This window comes from Actinoplanes sp. NPDC051470 (genome assembly GCF_040682035.1).
GTDB lineage: Bacteria > Actinomycetota > Actinomycetes > Mycobacteriales > Micromonosporaceae > Actinoplanes.
The window spans coordinates 83,961-99,469 of record NZ_JBFBAA010000016.1; the positions used below are offsets into that span (position 1 = coordinate 83,961).

Genomic DNA, 15,509 nt, shown 5'->3' on the forward strand with positions numbered 1-15,509 from the left:
ACGGTTGGGCACGGTCGCCAGCCCGGTCGGAGGGTTCCGCCGGGGGCCGCGACCGGGATCCGGCGTCCGCTCCCCACGGCCGGCGGTCCCGCACGGCCAGGCCGGTCGATGGGCACGGCCGCCGAGGGTGCGCACCCCGGCGGGCGGGTTTCCTTCCGCGATGCCGTCCGGCCGAGAAGCGATGGAGGAGGCGGATATGACGTCCGAGGGGCACCACGCCGGTCGGCAACCGGCCGAGGCCACGTCGGGCAACGGCGCTCCGGGTGGGGAGGGCTTCCCGCCGGACTCCGACGGCGAGCACGAACCACACACGTACGGCCCGCCGCCGCAGAGCACCCCGAACGGCGGCTCGCCCTTCGTGGTGCCGGCCGTTCCGCCGCCTCCGGGCCGCCAGTTCCCCGACGCGCCCGGCACCCGCTACGGCGCTGACCTCCCCGGCGCTCTTCCCGGCGCGGCCGGTCCTTCCGGTCCTGGCGCGGCCGGCTCTTCCGGTCCTGGCGCCGGCCCTTCCGGCGCTCCCGGCGACGAGCCGGACGAACACCCGTACCGGTCGGGCGCCCGCACCGGCGACTACACCGGCTTCGCCGCCGGTTCACCCACCCGTGGCCAGCGCCCCTTCGGCGACCAGCAGTCCCGGGTGCCCGGCGCGACACTGACCAGCGGCCCCGGCTTCCCTCCCCCGGGTGACCAGGGCATGCCCCAGCGCCAGCCCGGCTCCGGCCTGAGCAACGGCCACCCCGGCGAACTGCCGATCCGCCAGCCCTCGGCCGACTCGTCCTTCGGCGGCGCCCCCCAGCACCCCCAGTCTCCTGGCGACTCCCCCTTCGGTGGCGCCCCGCAACGCCCCCAGTCCAGTGGCGACTCGCCCTTCGGCCAGCCGGCCCAGCGCCCGACCTCCCTCGACGGGGCCGCCCCGCGCGCGGAGGCCGCCGATGGTCTCCCGCAGCGCTCTTCCTCTCTGGGCGACGCCGCGCCGCCGGCCGGCGAGTCGCCGTTCGGCTCGCTGCCGCAGCGCCCGTCGCCGGAGCAGCCGTCGGTCTCCCAGGGCGGCGGCCCGCTCCCTCAGCGCCAGCCGTCCACCCCCGCGAGCGTCTCGTCGTTCTCCGGTTTCACGAGCGTCCGTCCCGCCGCCGAGCCACCCCAGGGCGGAAGTGTGTTCGGCCTCACTCGCCGTGGCGAACCGCCGTCACCCGACCAGGCTCCGCCCCCTCCGTCCGCTACGCCGAGTGACCAGCCCTCGGCCGGCGGATCAGTCTTCGGCAAGCCGAGCGGCTCGGTCTTCGGCCAGGTCACCGACGACGACGGACCGTTCGGTCCGCGCGCCGGCAACGCCCCCGGCGCCGGCGCCCTCTTCGGCCAGCGCCCCGGCGACGAGCCCGACCCGTCCTTCGGGCCGCCGTCCGGCCAGTCGCCCTTCGGATCCCGCCCCGACGACCAGCCCGCGGCCGGCGGCCCACCGTTCGGCGCCCGCCCGCCCGCCGACGACCAGGCCGTCCCCGGAGGACCGGTGTTCGGCTCCCGCCCCGACGACCAGGCCGCCGCCGGTGGGCCACCGTTCGGCGCCCGCCCTGGGGAGCAGCCCGCGGCCGGCACCCCGTTCGGCCCGCGCAACGACCCGTCGGCCGGTTCCCCGTTCGGCCCGCCGCCCGCCGCCGAGGCCGCCTCCGCTTCACCGTTCGGCTCACGCCCCGGCGACGAGCCCCCGTTCGGCTCCCGCTCTGACGACGAGCCCCCGTTCGGCTCCCGCTCTGACGACGAGCCCCCGTTCGGCTCCCGCTCTCGCGACGAACCTCCGTTCGGCTCCCGCTCTCGCGACGAACCCCCGTTCGGTCAGCGCCCCGGTGACGGCCACGCCTTCGGTGCACGCCCCGACAACGACCCCTCGCCGTTCGGCGCCCGCCCCGGCGACGAGCCCGCCTCGGGATCGCCCTTCGGCTCACGCCCCGGCGCGGAGCCGCCGTTCGGCTCACGCCCAGGCGACCCCGCGTCCGGCGGCCCCTTCGGTGGTCACCCCGGTTCTGACCCCGGCCCGTTCGGCGGTCGTCCGGGCTCTGACGCAGCGGTCGGCCAGTTCGGATCGCGCCCTGGTGACGAGTCCGCCTCGGGCAACCCGTTCGACGGCTCGGACGCGGCAGCCGGCCAGTTCGGCTCCCGCCCCGGCGACGACCTGGCCTCGGACAACCCGTTCCGCGGTCACCCGGGCGCCAATGGCGCGTCGGCCGGCTCCTACGGCTCCCGCCCCGGCGACGACCCGGCGTCGGGCAACCCGTTCGACGACGATGCGGCATCCGCGAGCCCGTTCGGCCCACGCCCCGGCGCCGAGGCCGCGTCCGGTCCGTTCGGCCCGCGCCCCGGCGACGAGCCCGCCTCCGGCCCGTTCGGCGCCCGCCCCGGCACCGACCCGTCATCCGGCGGAACCTTCGGCGCTCGCCCGGGAACCGACCCGTCCTCAGGCGGACCTTTCGGCAGCCGACCGGGCAACGACCCCTATGGCTCCCGGCCCGGCGACGAAGCCGCCTCGACCTACGGCAGCCGCCCCGGCACCGACCCGTCCTCGGGTGGGCCCTTCGGCGCCCGGCCTGGCGACGAAGCGGCATCACCCTTCGGCAGCCACCCCGGCGCCGACCAGCCGGGCAGCCCGTTCGGCGCGCGGCCCGGCGAGGAAGCCGCCTCAACCTACGGCAGCCGCCCCGGCACCGACCCGTCCTCAGGCAGCCCGTTCGCCAGCCGCCCCGGAGACGAAGCCTTCGGCGGCCAGCCATCCTCGGGCGGCCCGTTCGGCGGTCGGCCCGGCGACGGCAACCGGCCCGGGGACGAGGCCGGACAACCCTTCGGCCGGCCCGGGGACGAGGCCGCGTCGCCGTTCGGCGACCAGGGTGGCAACGCTTTCGGTGCTCAGCGCGTACCCGGAGCGTCGTTTGCCACCAGCGGGACCCCCGCGCAGCCGAGCGGACCCGACGAGAACGACCCCGACGGACCCTTCGGCGCGGCTTTCCCGCCCGCGCCGACCTCCGGCGAGGCCCGCGGCGTCCCGCAGCCGCGCGACCCCAGCGACCAGGGCGGCCCGGCCAAGGGCACCGCACGCCCGGTCTCGGCCAGCGCCTCCGTGCCGATGGGCGGCCGCGGCGTCTCCCGCGACGAGGTCCCGGCGGCCCCGACACCCCAGGCCCGCGTCTACGGCAGGCCGGCCGGGCCGACGCCGCCGGACGACCAGCCCGAGGACGACGGCGCCTGGCCGTGGGACAAGAAGGCCAGGTCCGAGGCGGACAAACCCGGACCGGGCGGGCCGCAGGACCACGCCCTGTACCAGCGCCCGGGTGGCGGACCCCCGCCGGCCGCGCCGCAATCACCAGGACAGGCGAGGCCGGGCGCGAGCGCCCGGGTCAACCCGCCGGACGCGCCGAGCGGCCCGCCGTTCTCGGAGCTGACCACCGACGTGGCCGGCCGCAGCCGGCCGGCCGGACCGCCGCCGCCGGGTATGCCGCCGATGCCGGTGGGCCCGGTCGGTCCGCCGCCCGGCTCGAACGATCACTACGGCGAGCACACGACCGACATCTCCGGTCGCGGCCGTCCGGACCCGTACGTGCCGCCGGGCGCGCTGCCCCAGATGCACGCCGCACCGCCGCATGTGGACGGTTTCCCGCCGCCCGGCGCCCAGCCGCCCCCGCCGGGGATGGAGGGCGAGCGCCCGCGGATGGGTGGCGTCTACCCGGGCGCGCCGGGCACGGTCAGCCCGCCCGGCCCGGATGCCACCACGAACTGGGCGCCCCCGGTGCCCGACGACCAGAGCCGGTTCGAGCAGTTCCGGCCCGAGTCCGAGGCCCCGCCGGCCAAGGTGGAGACCCCGCCGAACAAGGTGCGGATGTTCCCGATCGTGCTGATCGTGGTGCTGGTCTGCGTACTCGGTCTCGGCCTGGTGTTCGGGCTGGTCTACCTGTTCTCGGGTGGTGACGACAGCGGTGCCGCCGGGTTCGAGGTGACGGCCGGCGAGTGCGTGAAGCGGGACGGTGACGAGGCGGTCAAGTCGGTCTGCACCGAGCCGGGCGCCTTTGAGGTGGTGTCGGTGACCGACGCCAAGGAGAAGTGCGCCGACCCGGGCCAGCCGTACGTGCTGAATCCCACCAGCGACGGCCGCACGCAGGTGCTCTGCCTCAAGCCGCGCCCCTGATGGCCGACATCGCGAAGGGCCCGCGGGTGCGGGCCCCGGAGTTGCGTGGCCGCGCCTGGCTGAACACCGGCGGGGCGGCGGTCACTCTGGCCGACCTGCGCGGCAAGATCGTGCTGCTCGACTTCTGGACCTTCTGCTGCATCAACTGCCTGCACGTGCTGGACGAGTTGCGGCCGTTGGAGCAGAAGTACGGCGATGTGCTGGTCGTGATCGGCGTGCACTCGCCGAAGTTCGAGCACGAGCGTGACCCGGCGGCGCTGGCCGCGGCGGTGGAGCGCTACGGCGTGCACCACCCGGTGCTGGACGACGTCGACATGACGATGTGGCAGCAGTACGCGGCCAAGGCGTGGCCCACCCTCGCGGTGATCGACCAGCACGGCTACCTGGTCGCGTCGATGGCCGGCGAGGGGCACGCCGAGGGGCTGTCCCGGCTGATCGACGAACTGGTCGGGCAGGGTGGCCTGCGGGTCGGTGATTCGCCGTACGTGTCGCCGGCGCCCGCCGAGACGATGCTGCGCTTCCCGGGCAAGGCGATCGAGCTGCCCGACGGCAATCTGCTGGTGTCCGACTCGGCCCGGCATGCGGTCGTTTCCCTGGATCCCACCGGTCAGACGGAGATCCGCCGCTTCGAAGGTGGCTTCGCCGAACCCCAGGGTCTGTTGCTGCTGCCGGAGAAGACCGCCGAGATCGCCGGGTACGACGTGATCGTCGCGGACACCGTCAACCACCTGCTGCGCGGGCTCAAGCTCGACACCGGCGAGGTGACCACGGTGGCGGGCAGCGGCCGGCCGTGGCGCTCCACCGTGGACGATCATGCGCACGACGCGCTGGCCGCCGACCTCTCCTCGCCGTGGGACCTGGCCTGGTTCGACGACAAGGTGATCATCGCGATGGCCGGCATCCACCAGTTGTGGTGGTTCGACCCAGTTCGCCGTACGGTCGGGGTCTATGCCGGCACCACCGTCGAGTCCCTCCGCGACGGACCGATCCCCGACGTCTGGATGGCGCAGCCGTCCGGCCTGTCCGCGGCCGGCGACCGGCTGTGGATCGCCGACAGCGAGACGTCCGCGCTGCGCTGGATCGAGAACGGCGAGATGCACACCGCGGTCGGGCAGGGCCTGTTCGACTTCGGGCACGTGGACGGCCCGGCGGCCGAGGCGCTGCTCCAGCATCCGCTCGGGGTGGCCGCCCTCCCGGACGGCGACGTGCTGATCGCGGACACCTACAACGGGGCGATCCGCCGCTACGACCCGGCCACGCGGACCGTGTCGACCATCGACTCCGGCCTGGCCGAGCCGAGCGACGTCCTGGTCACCGGCGCCGGCGAGGTGCTGGTCGTCGAGTCCGGGGCCCATCGTGTCGTGCGGCTGGCCCCCGGCGCGGTGAGCAGCACGGTCAGCGGCGAGCGGCAGCGGACCGAGCGCCCGCCGTCGCTCCTGGCCGCCGGCGAGGTGACGCTCGATGTGATCTTCACGCCGGCGCCGGGTCAGAAGCTGGACGAGCAGTTCGGCCCGTCCACCCGGCTGACCGTTTCCGCCTCGCCGCCCGGCCTGCTGGTCGAGGGTGGCGGCGTGACGACCCAGTTGAGCCGCCGCCTCGTTCTCGCCGAGGGCACCGGCGTGCTTCAGGTGGTGGCCCAGGCCGCCACCTGCGACGCCGACGTGGAACATGCGGCCTGTCACCTCACGAGACAGGACTGGGGCGTACCCATCGTGGTCGGTTCTGACGGCGATGTCCGGTTGCCACTGGTCCTGCGGGGCCTTGACGCGTGACTATGCGACTTAACCCTACTTGCAGGTAACCTACGGTGTCGTAACCTGGAGAGCGTGACGACTCAGACGCCCTTCCGGATGAAGCCTGCCGACCTCGGCAAGCCGCGCATGCGCGGCCGGCTGCACCAGTTCGCGTTCTTCGTCGCGCTCGCCTGCGGAGCGGTCCTCTGCTCGATCGCGGCGAGCCGGCCGGGCCTCGCCCCGTTCTTCGCCTGCCTCGTCTACAGCGTGACGGTGCTGGGCCTGTTCGGCATCAGCGCGCTCTACCACCGCCGGGTGTGGTCCGAACGCGGCTACCAGATCATGCGCCGCATGGACCACTCGATGATCTTCATCTTCATCGCCGGCACGTACACCCCGTTCTGCGTCCTGCTCCTCCCGTCGTCCCAGGCGCTCCTCACCCTGACCCTGATCTGGGTCGGCGCCCTGGGCGGGGTGGCCCTGAAGATGATCTGGCCGCACCTGCCCCGCTGGGTGAGCGCCCCGCTCTACCTGGCCCTGGGCTGGGGCGCCGTGGCGATCATGCCGCAGGTCCTGGCCAACGGCGGCGTGGCCGCCCTGGTCCTGCTCTGCGCCGGCGGTGTCGCCTACAGCGCCGGCGCGGTCTTCTACGCCCTGCGCCGCCCCAACCCCTGGCCGACGGTCTTCGGCCACCACGAGTTCTTCCACGCCTGCACGCTGGTCGCGGCCCTCTGCCACCACATCGCCATCTATTTCGCCCTGTTCGCCTAGGCGTCCTTTCTGTCGTACCCGCGTCCTAGGGTCGTCGGCATGGACGATCTGGACTTCTACCGGCGGCAGAGCCCCACCACCGATCCGGGCGGCCCGGCCTTCGACGGCCTGCCACCCGACGTCGCGACGCTGACGCAGGTCATCGGCGGCCTGGTGGTCCATCGCGACCTCACCGCGGCGTTCGGTTTCGACCTGCCGCCGGCCCGCCGGTCCGAGGCCGACACCCGCGACGTGGCAGCGATCCTGGCCCACCTGGGCGGGCTCGACCCGAAGCCGCCGTCCGAGCGTCTCGCCGGAACCTGCCGCGACTTCGCCGTCCTTCTCGTGTCCATGCTCCGCGCGCAGGGCCGCCCGGCCCGCGCCCGGGTCGGGTTCGCCGGGTACTTCGCCGAGGGCTGGTTCGACGATCACTGGGTGGCCGAGGTCTGGGACGACGACGGCTGGCGCCTGATCGACGCCCAGGTGGCGAGCGCCGACCCCGGCACCTACACCAAGCTCGAGGTCGACCCGCTCGACGTGCCGAGAGACGGCTTCCTGGTCGGCGGCCAGGCCTGGCAGGAGTGTCGCGCCGGCCACCGCGACCCGGCCACGCTGGGCGTTCATTCGGCCGGGCTGAGCGGCATGTGGGAGGTGCAGGGCAACGTGATCCGCGACCTGGCCGCCCTCAACGCCGTCGAGACCCTGCCCTGGGACAACTGGGGCCTGATCCCGATCCACTACGACCAGCTCCCGCCGGCCGACGTCGCCCTCCTCGACGAGCTGGCGGCGGTGAGCGCGGCCGGCGGCCCGCTGTCGACGGCTCGTGAGGTCTACCTCAGCGATCCCCGGATCCGCCGCTCGTGAAAGCGGGTTGAGGATCGACGGCGGGGCGGGCGCGGGCGGCCGGGCGGGACGGCCACCAGAAGGTGTCGCCGAGCAGCAGGGCCAGCGCCGGCACCACGATCGTGCGCACCAGCAGCGTGTCGATCAGCACGCCCAGGCCGACGATCACGCCGATCTGGGTCAGCACGATCACCGGCAGCACGCCCAGCACGGCGAACACCGCGGCCAGCAGGATGCCCGCCGAGGTGATCACGCCGCCGGTGGCCGCGAGCGCCCGCAACGTCCCGGCCCGGGTGTCCCCGCGCGCCCTGGTCTCGTCGCGGGCCCGGGTGATCAGGAAGATGTTGTAGTCGACGCCCAGGGCGACCAGGAACAGGAAACTCAGCAACGGCACGCTGCTGGCCAGGCCGGGCTGGTCGAAGAAGGTGCGCAGCACGACGACCGCCGCGCCGAGGCTGGCCGCGTACGAGGCCACCACGGTGATCAGCAGCAGGACCGGCGCCAGCAACGATCGCAACAGGATGAGCAGCACCAGCAGCACCACGCCCAGGATCAGCGGCACCACCACCCGGTCGTCGCGCAGGTTGGCCGTCCGCTCGTCGAGGTCGGCGGCGGGCTGCCCGCCGACCAGGGCGGCCGGCGCCGCCTCGCGCAGCCGCTTGATTGTCTGGTCGGCGGCCGGCGTCCCGGCGTCGTCGGTCAGCTGCACCGGAAACTTGAGCAGGGTGCCGTCGTCCGACGTCTCGGGCGGTTGCACCGCGGCCACACCGGGAATCGTGCGGGCCACATCGCCGGCGGAGGCGGCGGAAGCGGGAACGATCATCACCGCGGGCTGCGCCGCCCCGGCCGGGAAGTGCCGCGCCAGCGCCTCCTGTGCGGTCACCGCTTCCGGCTTCACCCGGAACTGCTCGGTCTGCGCGAGTCCAATGTCGATCTTCGTCAGGCCCAGCGAGCCGACCCCCAGCACGACGATCGCGCCCAGCAGCACCGCGGCGGGCCGGCGGCCGACCACCCGGGCGACCCGCGCCCACACGCCGGTCGATGTCGGGTCGGCGCTGCCCTCCCGCGGCACGACCGGCCAGAACACCCCGCGCGGCACCAGCACCAACGCCCGGCCGTGGCGAGCAGCAGCGTGACGTCGGCGCCCTCGAACGCGGCCGCGATGTCGCGGCCGAACGCCGCCCCGCCGGTGACCTGCCCGGTGAGGCCGGCGGGCAGATTCGCCGCGCGTACCTGGGCTCGAAGATCGTCAACCGCGTCGGCCGACGGCAATGTCACCGGCAGGAGAGCCGCCTGACCATCGGGAGACGGAACCGGACGGGATTCCAGGGTCCCGGCCAGCGCGGAGACAGCCGCGTTGTCGGCTTCGGAGAGGCGGCCGGAAGCACGCTCGATGACGACGATCGCGGAGAGCTCGCGGCCGCTGGGGAAGCGGTCGGCGAGGGCGGTGACGTCAGTGGCCTGCGCCCCGGCGGGCAGGCCGTCGGTCGGCGACGCGTCGGGTTGCGCCGGCGAGAACGCGAAGGCCAGCCCGGAGAGCAGGACGGTGGCCAGCAGCACGAGACCGGCGCCAACCCCGACTGAGGAACCACATGCCGAACCTTTCCACCGTCGAAATATTCGATGATGGAAAAGATATGATGTCGGCCGTGCCGCGGCAACCGGAACGGGATGAACTTCTGAGTGACCTGATCGACGCGCTCCGCGTGTTCACGGTCGAGAGCGACGTGTTCGTGGACGCGTTCGCCCGCGAGCACGGCCTGGGTCGCAGCGACCTCAACGCGGTGATGTGGATCAGCACGGGCGACGCCGCCGGCCGCCCGATCACCATCGGTGAGCTGGCCCAGCGCCTCGGCCTGAGCCCGGCCGCGGCGACCGCCCTGGTCGACCGGCTGGAGGCGGCGGGGCATGTCGGGCGTACCCGTGACCCCAGGGACCGCCGCCGGGTGACGGTCACCATGCACGAGCCGGCCCGTCAGATGGCCGGCGAGTTCTTCACCCCGCTGGGCGTCCGGATGCGCGCGGCCACGGCCGACGTCGACGCCGAAGACCTGGCCCGCACCACCGCGGTCGTCCGCCGGATGATCGCCGCGGTGACCGCCACCCGCAAGAATCAGGCCGCGTCGTAGGCCATCCGGGCCGCCTGCACGTCGTCGATATGCGTCGTGGCCCACGTCTCGAGCGCGCCCACCAGCCCGAGCAGGCTCTCGCCCAGCGGCGTGAGCGCATAGTCGACCCGCGGCGGCACCACGGCGTGCACCGTACGCGTCAGCAGACCGTCACGTTCCAGCCCGCGCAGCGTCTGGGTGAGCATCTTGGGACTGATGCCCTCGATCTGGCGTTGCAGCGTGGTGTACCGCTGCGGCCCGTCCTTGAGCAGACTCACGACGAGCACGCTCCAGGTGTCGCCGATCCGGTCGAGCACCTGGCGGCTGGGGCAGTTCTTCGAATACACATCGGCGTCCACCTGCACACTATCCCTCAGGTACGTACGGCACTTCAAGGTGCCCACTCTCTGTTGGGAAGTGATCCTCCACCTGCTCGGTTGTCTCCCGGTGACAGTCATCCGCCGTTCAATCGCAGGAGAATCAGATGACCATCGTCGTCACCGGAGCCACCGGCCCGTTCGGCCGCCACGCCGTCGAATCGCTGCTGGCGCGGGGTGTGCCGGCCGACCAGATCGTCGCCACGGGTCGCCGGATCGAGAAGATCAAAGACTTGGGGGTACGCACGGAGCACGCCGACTACGAAGACCCGGCGGCCCTGCGAGCGGCCTTCGACGGCGCCGAGAAGGTGCTCTTCGTCTCGGGCAGCGAGCCCGGCAAGCGCATCCCGCAGCACCGCAACGTGGTCGACGCGGCCAAGGCGGCCGGGGTGTCCCTGCTGCTCTACACGAGCATCGCCCACGCCGACACGTCCGACCTGATCCTGGCCGGCGAACACCAGGCCACCGAGCAGATGATCCGCGAGTCCGGCCTGCCGCACGTCTTCCTGCGCAACAGCTGGTACTACGAGAACTACGACTTCCGCGGCGCCGTCGAGAACGGCCTGTTCGGCGCGTCCGGCGACGGGCGGATCAGCGCCGCCGCGCGGCCCGACCTGGCCGAGGCGGCCGCCGCCGCGCTGATCAAGGGCGAGGCCCGGGTGTACGAGCTGGGCGGACCCGGCTTCACCATGCCCGAGCTGGCCGCCACGATCACCGAGCTGTCGGGCAAGCCGGTGACCTACACCGACCTGTCACCGGAGAAGTACGCCGAGTTCCTGATCGGCGTCGGCCTGCCCGAGGGCGGTGCCGCCGTGATCTCCGACGCCGACCGCGGCGCGGCGAACGGCGCCCTCGAGACCGGCCCGGCCGACCTCGAGGAACTGCTCGGCCGCCCGGCGACGCCGATCACCGACGCCATCCGAGCGGCGCTGTAACCGCCTGTTGCCTATCCGCGCCTGTTTCGCCTTCACGCGCCTGTTGCCTATACGCGCTCAGAGCTGCTCTGAGCGCGTATAGGCAACACCTGTACTTCGCTCAGGCGCCGTAGCCGGGGGGCGGCGGCGGGTCCTCGCGGCGGACGGTGCGGACCTCGTCCACCACCCGGCCGTCGGTGCGGACGATCGGCGTCCGCTCCTGCACGACGGTGCGCCGCCGGCTGTTCCAGAACCAGACGGTGACGATCAAGCCGACCAGCCCGGCCAGCATGAGGACATAGCCGACGACGTTGATGTCCAGTCCGCTGATGTCCGCGTTCACGGCGAACGCCAGAATGGCGCCCAACGCGAGTAGGAAAATGCTTCCGCCGATGCCCATCGGGCCCTCCTAGCTGGATGCCGCCGGGGTGGTGGCAACGGTGTTCCACGGTCGTACGTCGATGCCGTGTTTACCCCGGCGGCCGAATCCTCAATCAGGCAAGCTGATCAGATGACGGAAAAGCGGACGCTCGTGCTGCTACGCCATGCCAAGGCGGAGACTCCCGGCGATCATCTGGACTTCGACCGGCGGCTCACCGAGAAGGGGGCGGCCGACGCCGACGCCGCGGGAGCCTGGCTGGCCGACGAGGGGCTGGCCCCGGGCCTGGTCATCTGCTCGCCCGCCGCGCGCACCCGGCAGACCTGGCACGCGGCCGCGGTCGCGCTGGCCCAGGCGGCACCGTCCGCGCCGTCGCCCGAGGTGCACTACGAGAACGGGCTCTACGAGGGCGGCCGGACCGAGGTCATCGACCTGCTGCGGCGGGTGCCGGACGACGTGGCCACGGTGCTGATCGTCGGGCACAACCCCACGATGTCCGATGTGTCTGTTCTATTGCGATCGGACCGGGAGGATCCGGACTTCACCGGGCTCAAGACGTGCGGCTTGGCCATACACCACTCGGGGTTGTTGTGGTCCGACACCGAACCGGGCTCGATGGACCTGCTGAAACGGCACACGGCCCGCGGATAGGTATCCGCGGGCCGTGGGTGGAATCGGAGACTAAAACGCCTCTTCGGGCAGGTCCATCAGGTCGAGCGTGGTGTTCTCGATGATCCGGCGGTCGGAGCCGATCCGCGGGAGCACCTCGCGGGCGAAGAACCGCGCCGCGGCGACCTTGCCGTCGTAGAAGTGCTTGTCGGCCGGCTTGAGCTCGCCACCGAGCGCCTTAAGGGCCACCTCGGCCTGGCGCAGCAGCAGCCACGACACGATGACGTCACCCAGCGCGAGCAGGATGCGACGCGACGTCAGCCCGACCCGGTACAGCTCGCGGGTGTCGCCACCCTGCGCGCCGGCCAGCCAGGTCATCGTCACGCCGAGGATGGTGTTGAGCTCGCCCAGCGCCCGGCCCAGCGCCAGCCGCTCCTCCTTGAGCTGCCCGTTGCCCGCCTCGGTCTCGATGAAGCCCTGCATCTCGGTGGCGATCGAGGCCAGCGACTGACCCTGGTCCCGGACGATCTTCCGGAAGATCAGGTCGAGGCTCTGGATCGCGGTCGTGCCCTCGTACAGCGTGTCGATCTTGGCGTCCCGGACGTACTGCTCGAGCGGGTAGTCCTGGAGGAACCCGGAACCGCCGAAGGTCTGCAGCGACTCGGCGCCCAGCAACTCGTACGCCCGCTCCGACCCGACGCCCTTGACCAGCGGCAGCAGCAGGTCGTTGACCCGGCTCGCGGCCTTGGCGGTCTCGGTGTCGCCGGCCGCCTCGGCGATGGCGACCCGGTCCTGCCAGGTGGCGGTGTAGATGACCAGGGCGCGCAGGCCCTCCGCGTACGACTTCTGGAGCATCAGCGATCGGCGTACGTCGGGGTGGTGGACGATCGTGACCCGCGGCGCGGCCTTGTTGCTGTTCTCGGTCAGGTCGGCGCCCTGGACCCGGTTCTTCGCGTACTCGAGCGCGTTGAGGTAACCGGTGGACAGGGTGGCGATCGCCTTCGTGCCGACCATCATGCGGGCGTACTCGATGATCATGAACATCTGGCGGATGCCCTGGTGGACGTCACCCAGCAGCCAGCCCTTGGCCGGGGTGCCGTGCTCGCCGAAGGTCATCTCGCAGGTGTTGCTGGCCTTGAGGCCCATCTTGTGCTCGACGTTGGTGGCGTAGACGCCGTTGCGCTCACCCAGCTCACCGGTCTCGGCGTCGAAGTGGAACTTCGGCACCAGGAACAACGACAGGCCCTTGGTGCCCGGGCCGCCGACACCCTCGACGCCGACCGGGCGGGCCAGCACGTAGTGGATGATGTTGTCGGTGAGGTCGTGCTCACCCGAGGTGATGAAGCGCTTGACGCCCTCGATGTGCCAGGAGCCGTCCGGCTGCGGGATCGCCCGGGTACGCCCGGCGCCCACGTCCGAGCCGGCGTCCGGCTCGGTGAGCACCATGGTGGCGCCCCACTCCTTCTCGACGAAGAGCTCGGCCCATTTCTGCTGCTCGGCGGTGCCCTCGTTCTTCAGCACGTGGGCGAAGGAGGGGCCGTTGGCGTACATCCAGACCGGGGCGTTGGCGCCGAGCACGTTCTCGGCGATGGCCCACCACAGCGCCCGCGGGGCGAGCGTGCCGCCGATCGAGCTGGGCAGGTCGAGCCGCCAGAAGCCGGACGCCATGAACTTGGCGTACGCCTCCTTGAACTCGATCGGAAGCGGCGCGGTGTGCGTCTCGGGGTCGAAAACCGGAGGGTTACGGTCGGCGGCCGCGTAGCCGGCCGACAGATCCTCCCGCGCCATCCGGTTGACCTCGCGGAGGATGTCACGTGCGGTGTCCGCGTCGATCTCGTCATAAGGCGCCTGCCCGAACGCCTTGTCGGCCCCGAACACCTCGAAGAGGTTGAACTCGAGGTCGCGCAGGTTGCTCAAGTAGTGCGTCATGTGGCCCTGCCCCGTCTCCCGGAACGTGAGTTACCCGTCAGTAACAGCCACTGTATTACCGATGGGTAAGGGTCGACAAGCCGCTGGTCGATCTGTGACATCACACGCCCTGGGGGACGGTGTCCGTCGATCCGCGCCTCAAACGTCTCCGATCGGGTGGGAAGTGGGACAACCGTTCGGCCATTTGCAAGTCGCCGCGCCGAATGCGACGTATCGACGGCCGGACCGGCTCGTTGCTCCGGGTGTACGTGAGGGACGTATACCCACGGCCAGGAGGTCACAGTGTTCGCCACGATCAAGAGCCTGATTCCGGAACCTCGCCAGGCCGCCCAGCCCCGCAAGTACGTGGGGAAGCACCGTCAGCCCGAACCCGTTCCCGCGCCCGACCCGACGCCCGAGCCCACCGCGGAGACCCAACCGGCGGTCGCCTAGAACGACTCCGGCTGAGCATGTCTCAAGACCCGGCGGCCCCGACCTCCCAGCTCGGCATCGGCTGAGCCGGATCGGCGCCCGGGCCGGCGTACTCCATCAGCACCAGGGCGATGTCGTCGTCCAGGTGACCATGCACCCAGTCGACCAGCGCGGTCTCCAGCGAGGCGAGGCCGTCACCCACGGTCCCGTGACCGAGCAGCCGCCACGCGCGGTCGGCGGTCGGGAAGAACTCGCCCTCCCGGCGGGCCTCACCGAGCCCGTCGGTGAACATCAACAGCCGGTCGCCCGGTTCGAGCCGCTCGACCCGCGGCTGGGCGACCGGCATGAAGCCCAGCGGCGGGGCCGGAGCGGGCGGGTCGAGGGGAATCACCCGACCGCGACGCAGCAGCAGCGGCGACGGATGTCCACAGTTGACAATGGTCAGCGTGCCGCCGCGCTCCTCGACCAGAGCCGCGGTCACGAAGTCCTCGTCGCCGACACCGCGAGCCACCGCCCGGTCCAGATCGGTCACGATCGCGCGCAGATCGGCTCGCTCGTACGCGACATGCCGGTACGACCCCAGCACGATGCTGGCCAGCCGGACCGCGTCCAGGCCCTTACCGCGTACGTCGCCGATGATGATCCGGACCCCGTACGGCGTGTCCAGCGCCTCGTAGAGGTCTCCACCGATGTCCGCCGCGGCCGTCGCCGAGATGTACCGGCCGGCCACCGCGAGGGCGCCCACCTGCGGGCCGAGCTGGCGTAGCACCGCCTGCTGGGCGACCGCGGCGAGCCGCTGCAACTCGACGATCTGCTCGGCCTGCCGCTGCCGGATGGTCGCGACCGCCGAGGCGATGCCGGTGGCCAGCATGATGCCGACCACGTTGACCAGGCCGGAGACGCTGTACTCCTGGTCGGTGCTGGCGAACACCATGCCCACCACGGTCGCCAGCGCGCCTACACCCAGCGTGGTCTGCCAGCCGGCGAACACGGCGGCCAGGAACGGCACGGCCGCGAACAGCCCGACGAAGCTGGCCCGGGTGGTGTCGATCAGCTCCACGGCGGACACGGCCACGAGCAGCACGAGGGCCGCGCCGAGTCCGGCGCGGGATCCTGGGCTCAGCGGGCGACGGCCCGACGCAAAGAAATTAGCCATGGGTACGCGCACAGCATGCCTGATCGAGCACGGCAACCGCACCAACTTGACCCGTAGTCTGATGAGGTTCTGACCACCTGGTAGATCCGCCTCGTTCGGTCGGCGGCGACACCCCCACACGGGCGATGTCAG

Annotated in this window: 14 protein-coding genes; 8 read left to right on the forward strand and 6 right to left on the reverse strand. The window is 72.3% G+C overall.

Annotation, left to right across the window (positions count from 1 at the left end):
- Positions 1-196: 196 nt before the first annotated feature.
- From AB0M54_RS26810 to AB0M54_RS26825, 4 genes are read left to right on the forward strand one after another with little or no spacing between them, the layout of a single operon-like run.
- A complete protein-coding gene (locus AB0M54_RS26810; protein ID WP_364474312.1) occupies positions 197-4,168 on the forward strand; it encodes a hypothetical protein in 3,972 nt (1,323 codons plus the stop codon).
- Between the two features lie 8 nt (positions 4,169-4,176).
- The gene (locus tag AB0M54_RS26815; protein WP_364474428.1) at positions 4,177-5,940 is read left to right on the forward strand and encodes an NHL domain-containing thioredoxin family protein; all 1,764 of its coding nucleotides are present in this window, start codon (positions 4,177-4,179) and stop codon (positions 5,938-5,940) included.
- A gap of 54 nt (positions 5,941-5,994) precedes the next feature.
- Positions 5,995-6,672: a hemolysin III family protein gene (locus tag AB0M54_RS26820; protein ID WP_364312015.1), complete on the forward strand. Its 678-nt coding sequence runs from the start codon at positions 5,995-5,997 to the stop codon at positions 6,670-6,672.
- 39 nt (positions 6,673-6,711) lie between these two features.
- Positions 6,712-7,515, forward strand: a complete 804-nt coding sequence (locus tag AB0M54_RS26825) for a transglutaminase-like domain-containing protein (RefSeq protein WP_364312018.1) — start codon at positions 6,712-6,714, stop codon at positions 7,513-7,515.
- On the opposite strand, the gene AB0M54_RS26830 is transcribed toward AB0M54_RS26825, so the two are convergent.
- Positions 7,487-8,527 (reverse strand): MMPL family transporter, encoded by a 1,041-nt coding sequence (locus AB0M54_RS26830; RefSeq protein ID WP_364474314.1) that lies wholly within the window; start codon positions 8,525-8,527, stop codon positions 7,487-7,489. The two genes, AB0M54_RS26825 and AB0M54_RS26830, sit on opposite strands and share 29 nt — an antisense overlap.
- Entirely contained in the window at positions 8,434-9,054 is a 621-nt protein-coding gene (locus AB0M54_RS26835; RefSeq protein WP_364474316.1) for an MMPL family transporter, read from the reverse strand. The genes AB0M54_RS26830 and AB0M54_RS26835 overlap by 94 nt, the downstream gene beginning before the upstream one ends.
- An 80-nt stretch (positions 9,055-9,134) precedes the next feature.
- Here AB0M54_RS26835 and AB0M54_RS26840 point away from each other — a divergent pair, with 80 nt between their 5' ends.
- Positions 9,135-9,623 (forward strand): MarR family transcriptional regulator, encoded by a 489-nt coding sequence (locus tag AB0M54_RS26840; protein ID WP_364474429.1) that lies wholly within the window; start codon positions 9,135-9,137, stop codon positions 9,621-9,623.
- On the opposite strand, the gene AB0M54_RS26845 is transcribed toward AB0M54_RS26840, so the two are convergent.
- Positions 9,608-9,967 carry a helix-turn-helix domain-containing protein gene (locus tag AB0M54_RS26845; RefSeq protein WP_364316909.1) on the reverse strand — a complete coding sequence of 120 codons (360 nt, stop codon included), beginning with the start codon at positions 9,965-9,967 and terminating at the stop codon, positions 9,608-9,610. The genes AB0M54_RS26840 and AB0M54_RS26845 overlap by 16 nt on opposite strands.
- Positions 9,968-10,086: 119 nt before the next feature.
- Between AB0M54_RS26845 and AB0M54_RS26850 the strand changes: the two genes are divergently transcribed.
- Positions 10,087-10,914: an SDR family oxidoreductase gene (locus AB0M54_RS26850; protein ID WP_364312023.1), complete on the forward strand. Its 828-nt coding sequence runs from the start codon at positions 10,087-10,089 to the stop codon at positions 10,912-10,914.
- A gap of 100 nt (positions 10,915-11,014) precedes the next feature.
- Here the strand turns inward: AB0M54_RS26850 and AB0M54_RS26855 are convergent, their stop codons facing one another.
- Positions 11,015-11,293, reverse strand: a complete 279-nt coding sequence (locus AB0M54_RS26855) for a DUF6458 family protein (RefSeq protein WP_364312026.1) — start codon at positions 11,291-11,293, stop codon at positions 11,015-11,017.
- 111 nt (positions 11,294-11,404) lie between these two features.
- Here AB0M54_RS26855 and AB0M54_RS26860 point away from each other — a divergent pair, with 111 nt between their 5' ends.
- The gene (locus tag AB0M54_RS26860) at positions 11,405-11,923 is read left to right on the forward strand and encodes a histidine phosphatase family protein (protein WP_364312028.1); all 519 of its coding nucleotides are present in this window, start codon (positions 11,405-11,407) and stop codon (positions 11,921-11,923) included.
- Positions 11,924-11,953: 30 nt separating this feature from the next.
- Here the strand turns inward: AB0M54_RS26860 and AB0M54_RS26865 are convergent, their stop codons facing one another.
- Positions 11,954-13,810 (reverse strand): acyl-CoA dehydrogenase, encoded by a 1,857-nt coding sequence (locus tag AB0M54_RS26865; RefSeq protein WP_364312030.1) that lies wholly within the window; start codon positions 13,808-13,810, stop codon positions 11,954-11,956.
- A gap of 282 nt (positions 13,811-14,092) precedes the next feature.
- Between AB0M54_RS26865 and AB0M54_RS26870 the strand changes: the two genes are divergently transcribed.
- The gene (locus AB0M54_RS26870) at positions 14,093-14,242 is read left to right on the forward strand and encodes a hypothetical protein (protein WP_364312033.1); all 150 of its coding nucleotides are present in this window, start codon (positions 14,093-14,095) and stop codon (positions 14,240-14,242) included.
- Between the two features lie 22 nt (positions 14,243-14,264).
- On the opposite strand, the gene AB0M54_RS26875 is transcribed toward AB0M54_RS26870, so the two are convergent.
- Positions 14,265-15,377 (reverse strand): PP2C family protein-serine/threonine phosphatase, encoded by a 1,113-nt coding sequence (locus tag AB0M54_RS26875; RefSeq protein ID WP_364474318.1) that lies wholly within the window; start codon positions 15,375-15,377, stop codon positions 14,265-14,267.
- Positions 15,378-15,509: the final 132 nt, after the last annotated feature.

What these genes read in the sequence shown, in the direction of transcription:
- AB0M54_RS26810 (WP_364474312.1), top strand. Translation starts at nt 197, where the DNA reads ATGACGTCCGAGGGGCACCACGCCGGTCGGCAACCGGCCGAGGCCACG.
- AB0M54_RS26825 (WP_364312018.1), top strand. Translation starts at nt 6,712, where the DNA reads ATGGACGATCTGGACTTCTACCGGCGGCAGAGCCCCACCACCGATCCG.
- AB0M54_RS26840 (WP_364474429.1), top strand. Translation starts at nt 9,135, where the DNA reads ATGTCGGCCGTGCCGCGGCAACCGGAACGGGATGAACTTCTGAGTGAC.
- AB0M54_RS26850 (WP_364312023.1), top strand. Translation starts at nt 10,087, where the DNA reads ATGACCATCGTCGTCACCGGAGCCACCGGCCCGTTCGGCCGCCACGCC.
- AB0M54_RS26855 (WP_364312026.1), bottom strand. Translation starts at nt 11,293, where the DNA reads ATGGGCATCGGCGGAAGCATTTTCCTACTCGCGTTGGGCGCCATTCTG.
- AB0M54_RS26860 (WP_364312028.1), top strand. Translation starts at nt 11,405, where the DNA reads ATGACGGAAAAGCGGACGCTCGTGCTGCTACGCCATGCCAAGGCGGAG.
- AB0M54_RS26865 (WP_364312030.1), bottom strand. Translation starts at nt 13,810, where the DNA reads ATGACGCACTACTTGAGCAACCTGCGCGACCTCGAGTTCAACCTCTTC.
- AB0M54_RS26875 (WP_364474318.1), bottom strand. Translation starts at nt 15,377, where the DNA reads ATGGCTAATTTCTTTGCGTCGGGCCGTCGCCCGCTGAGCCCAGGATCC.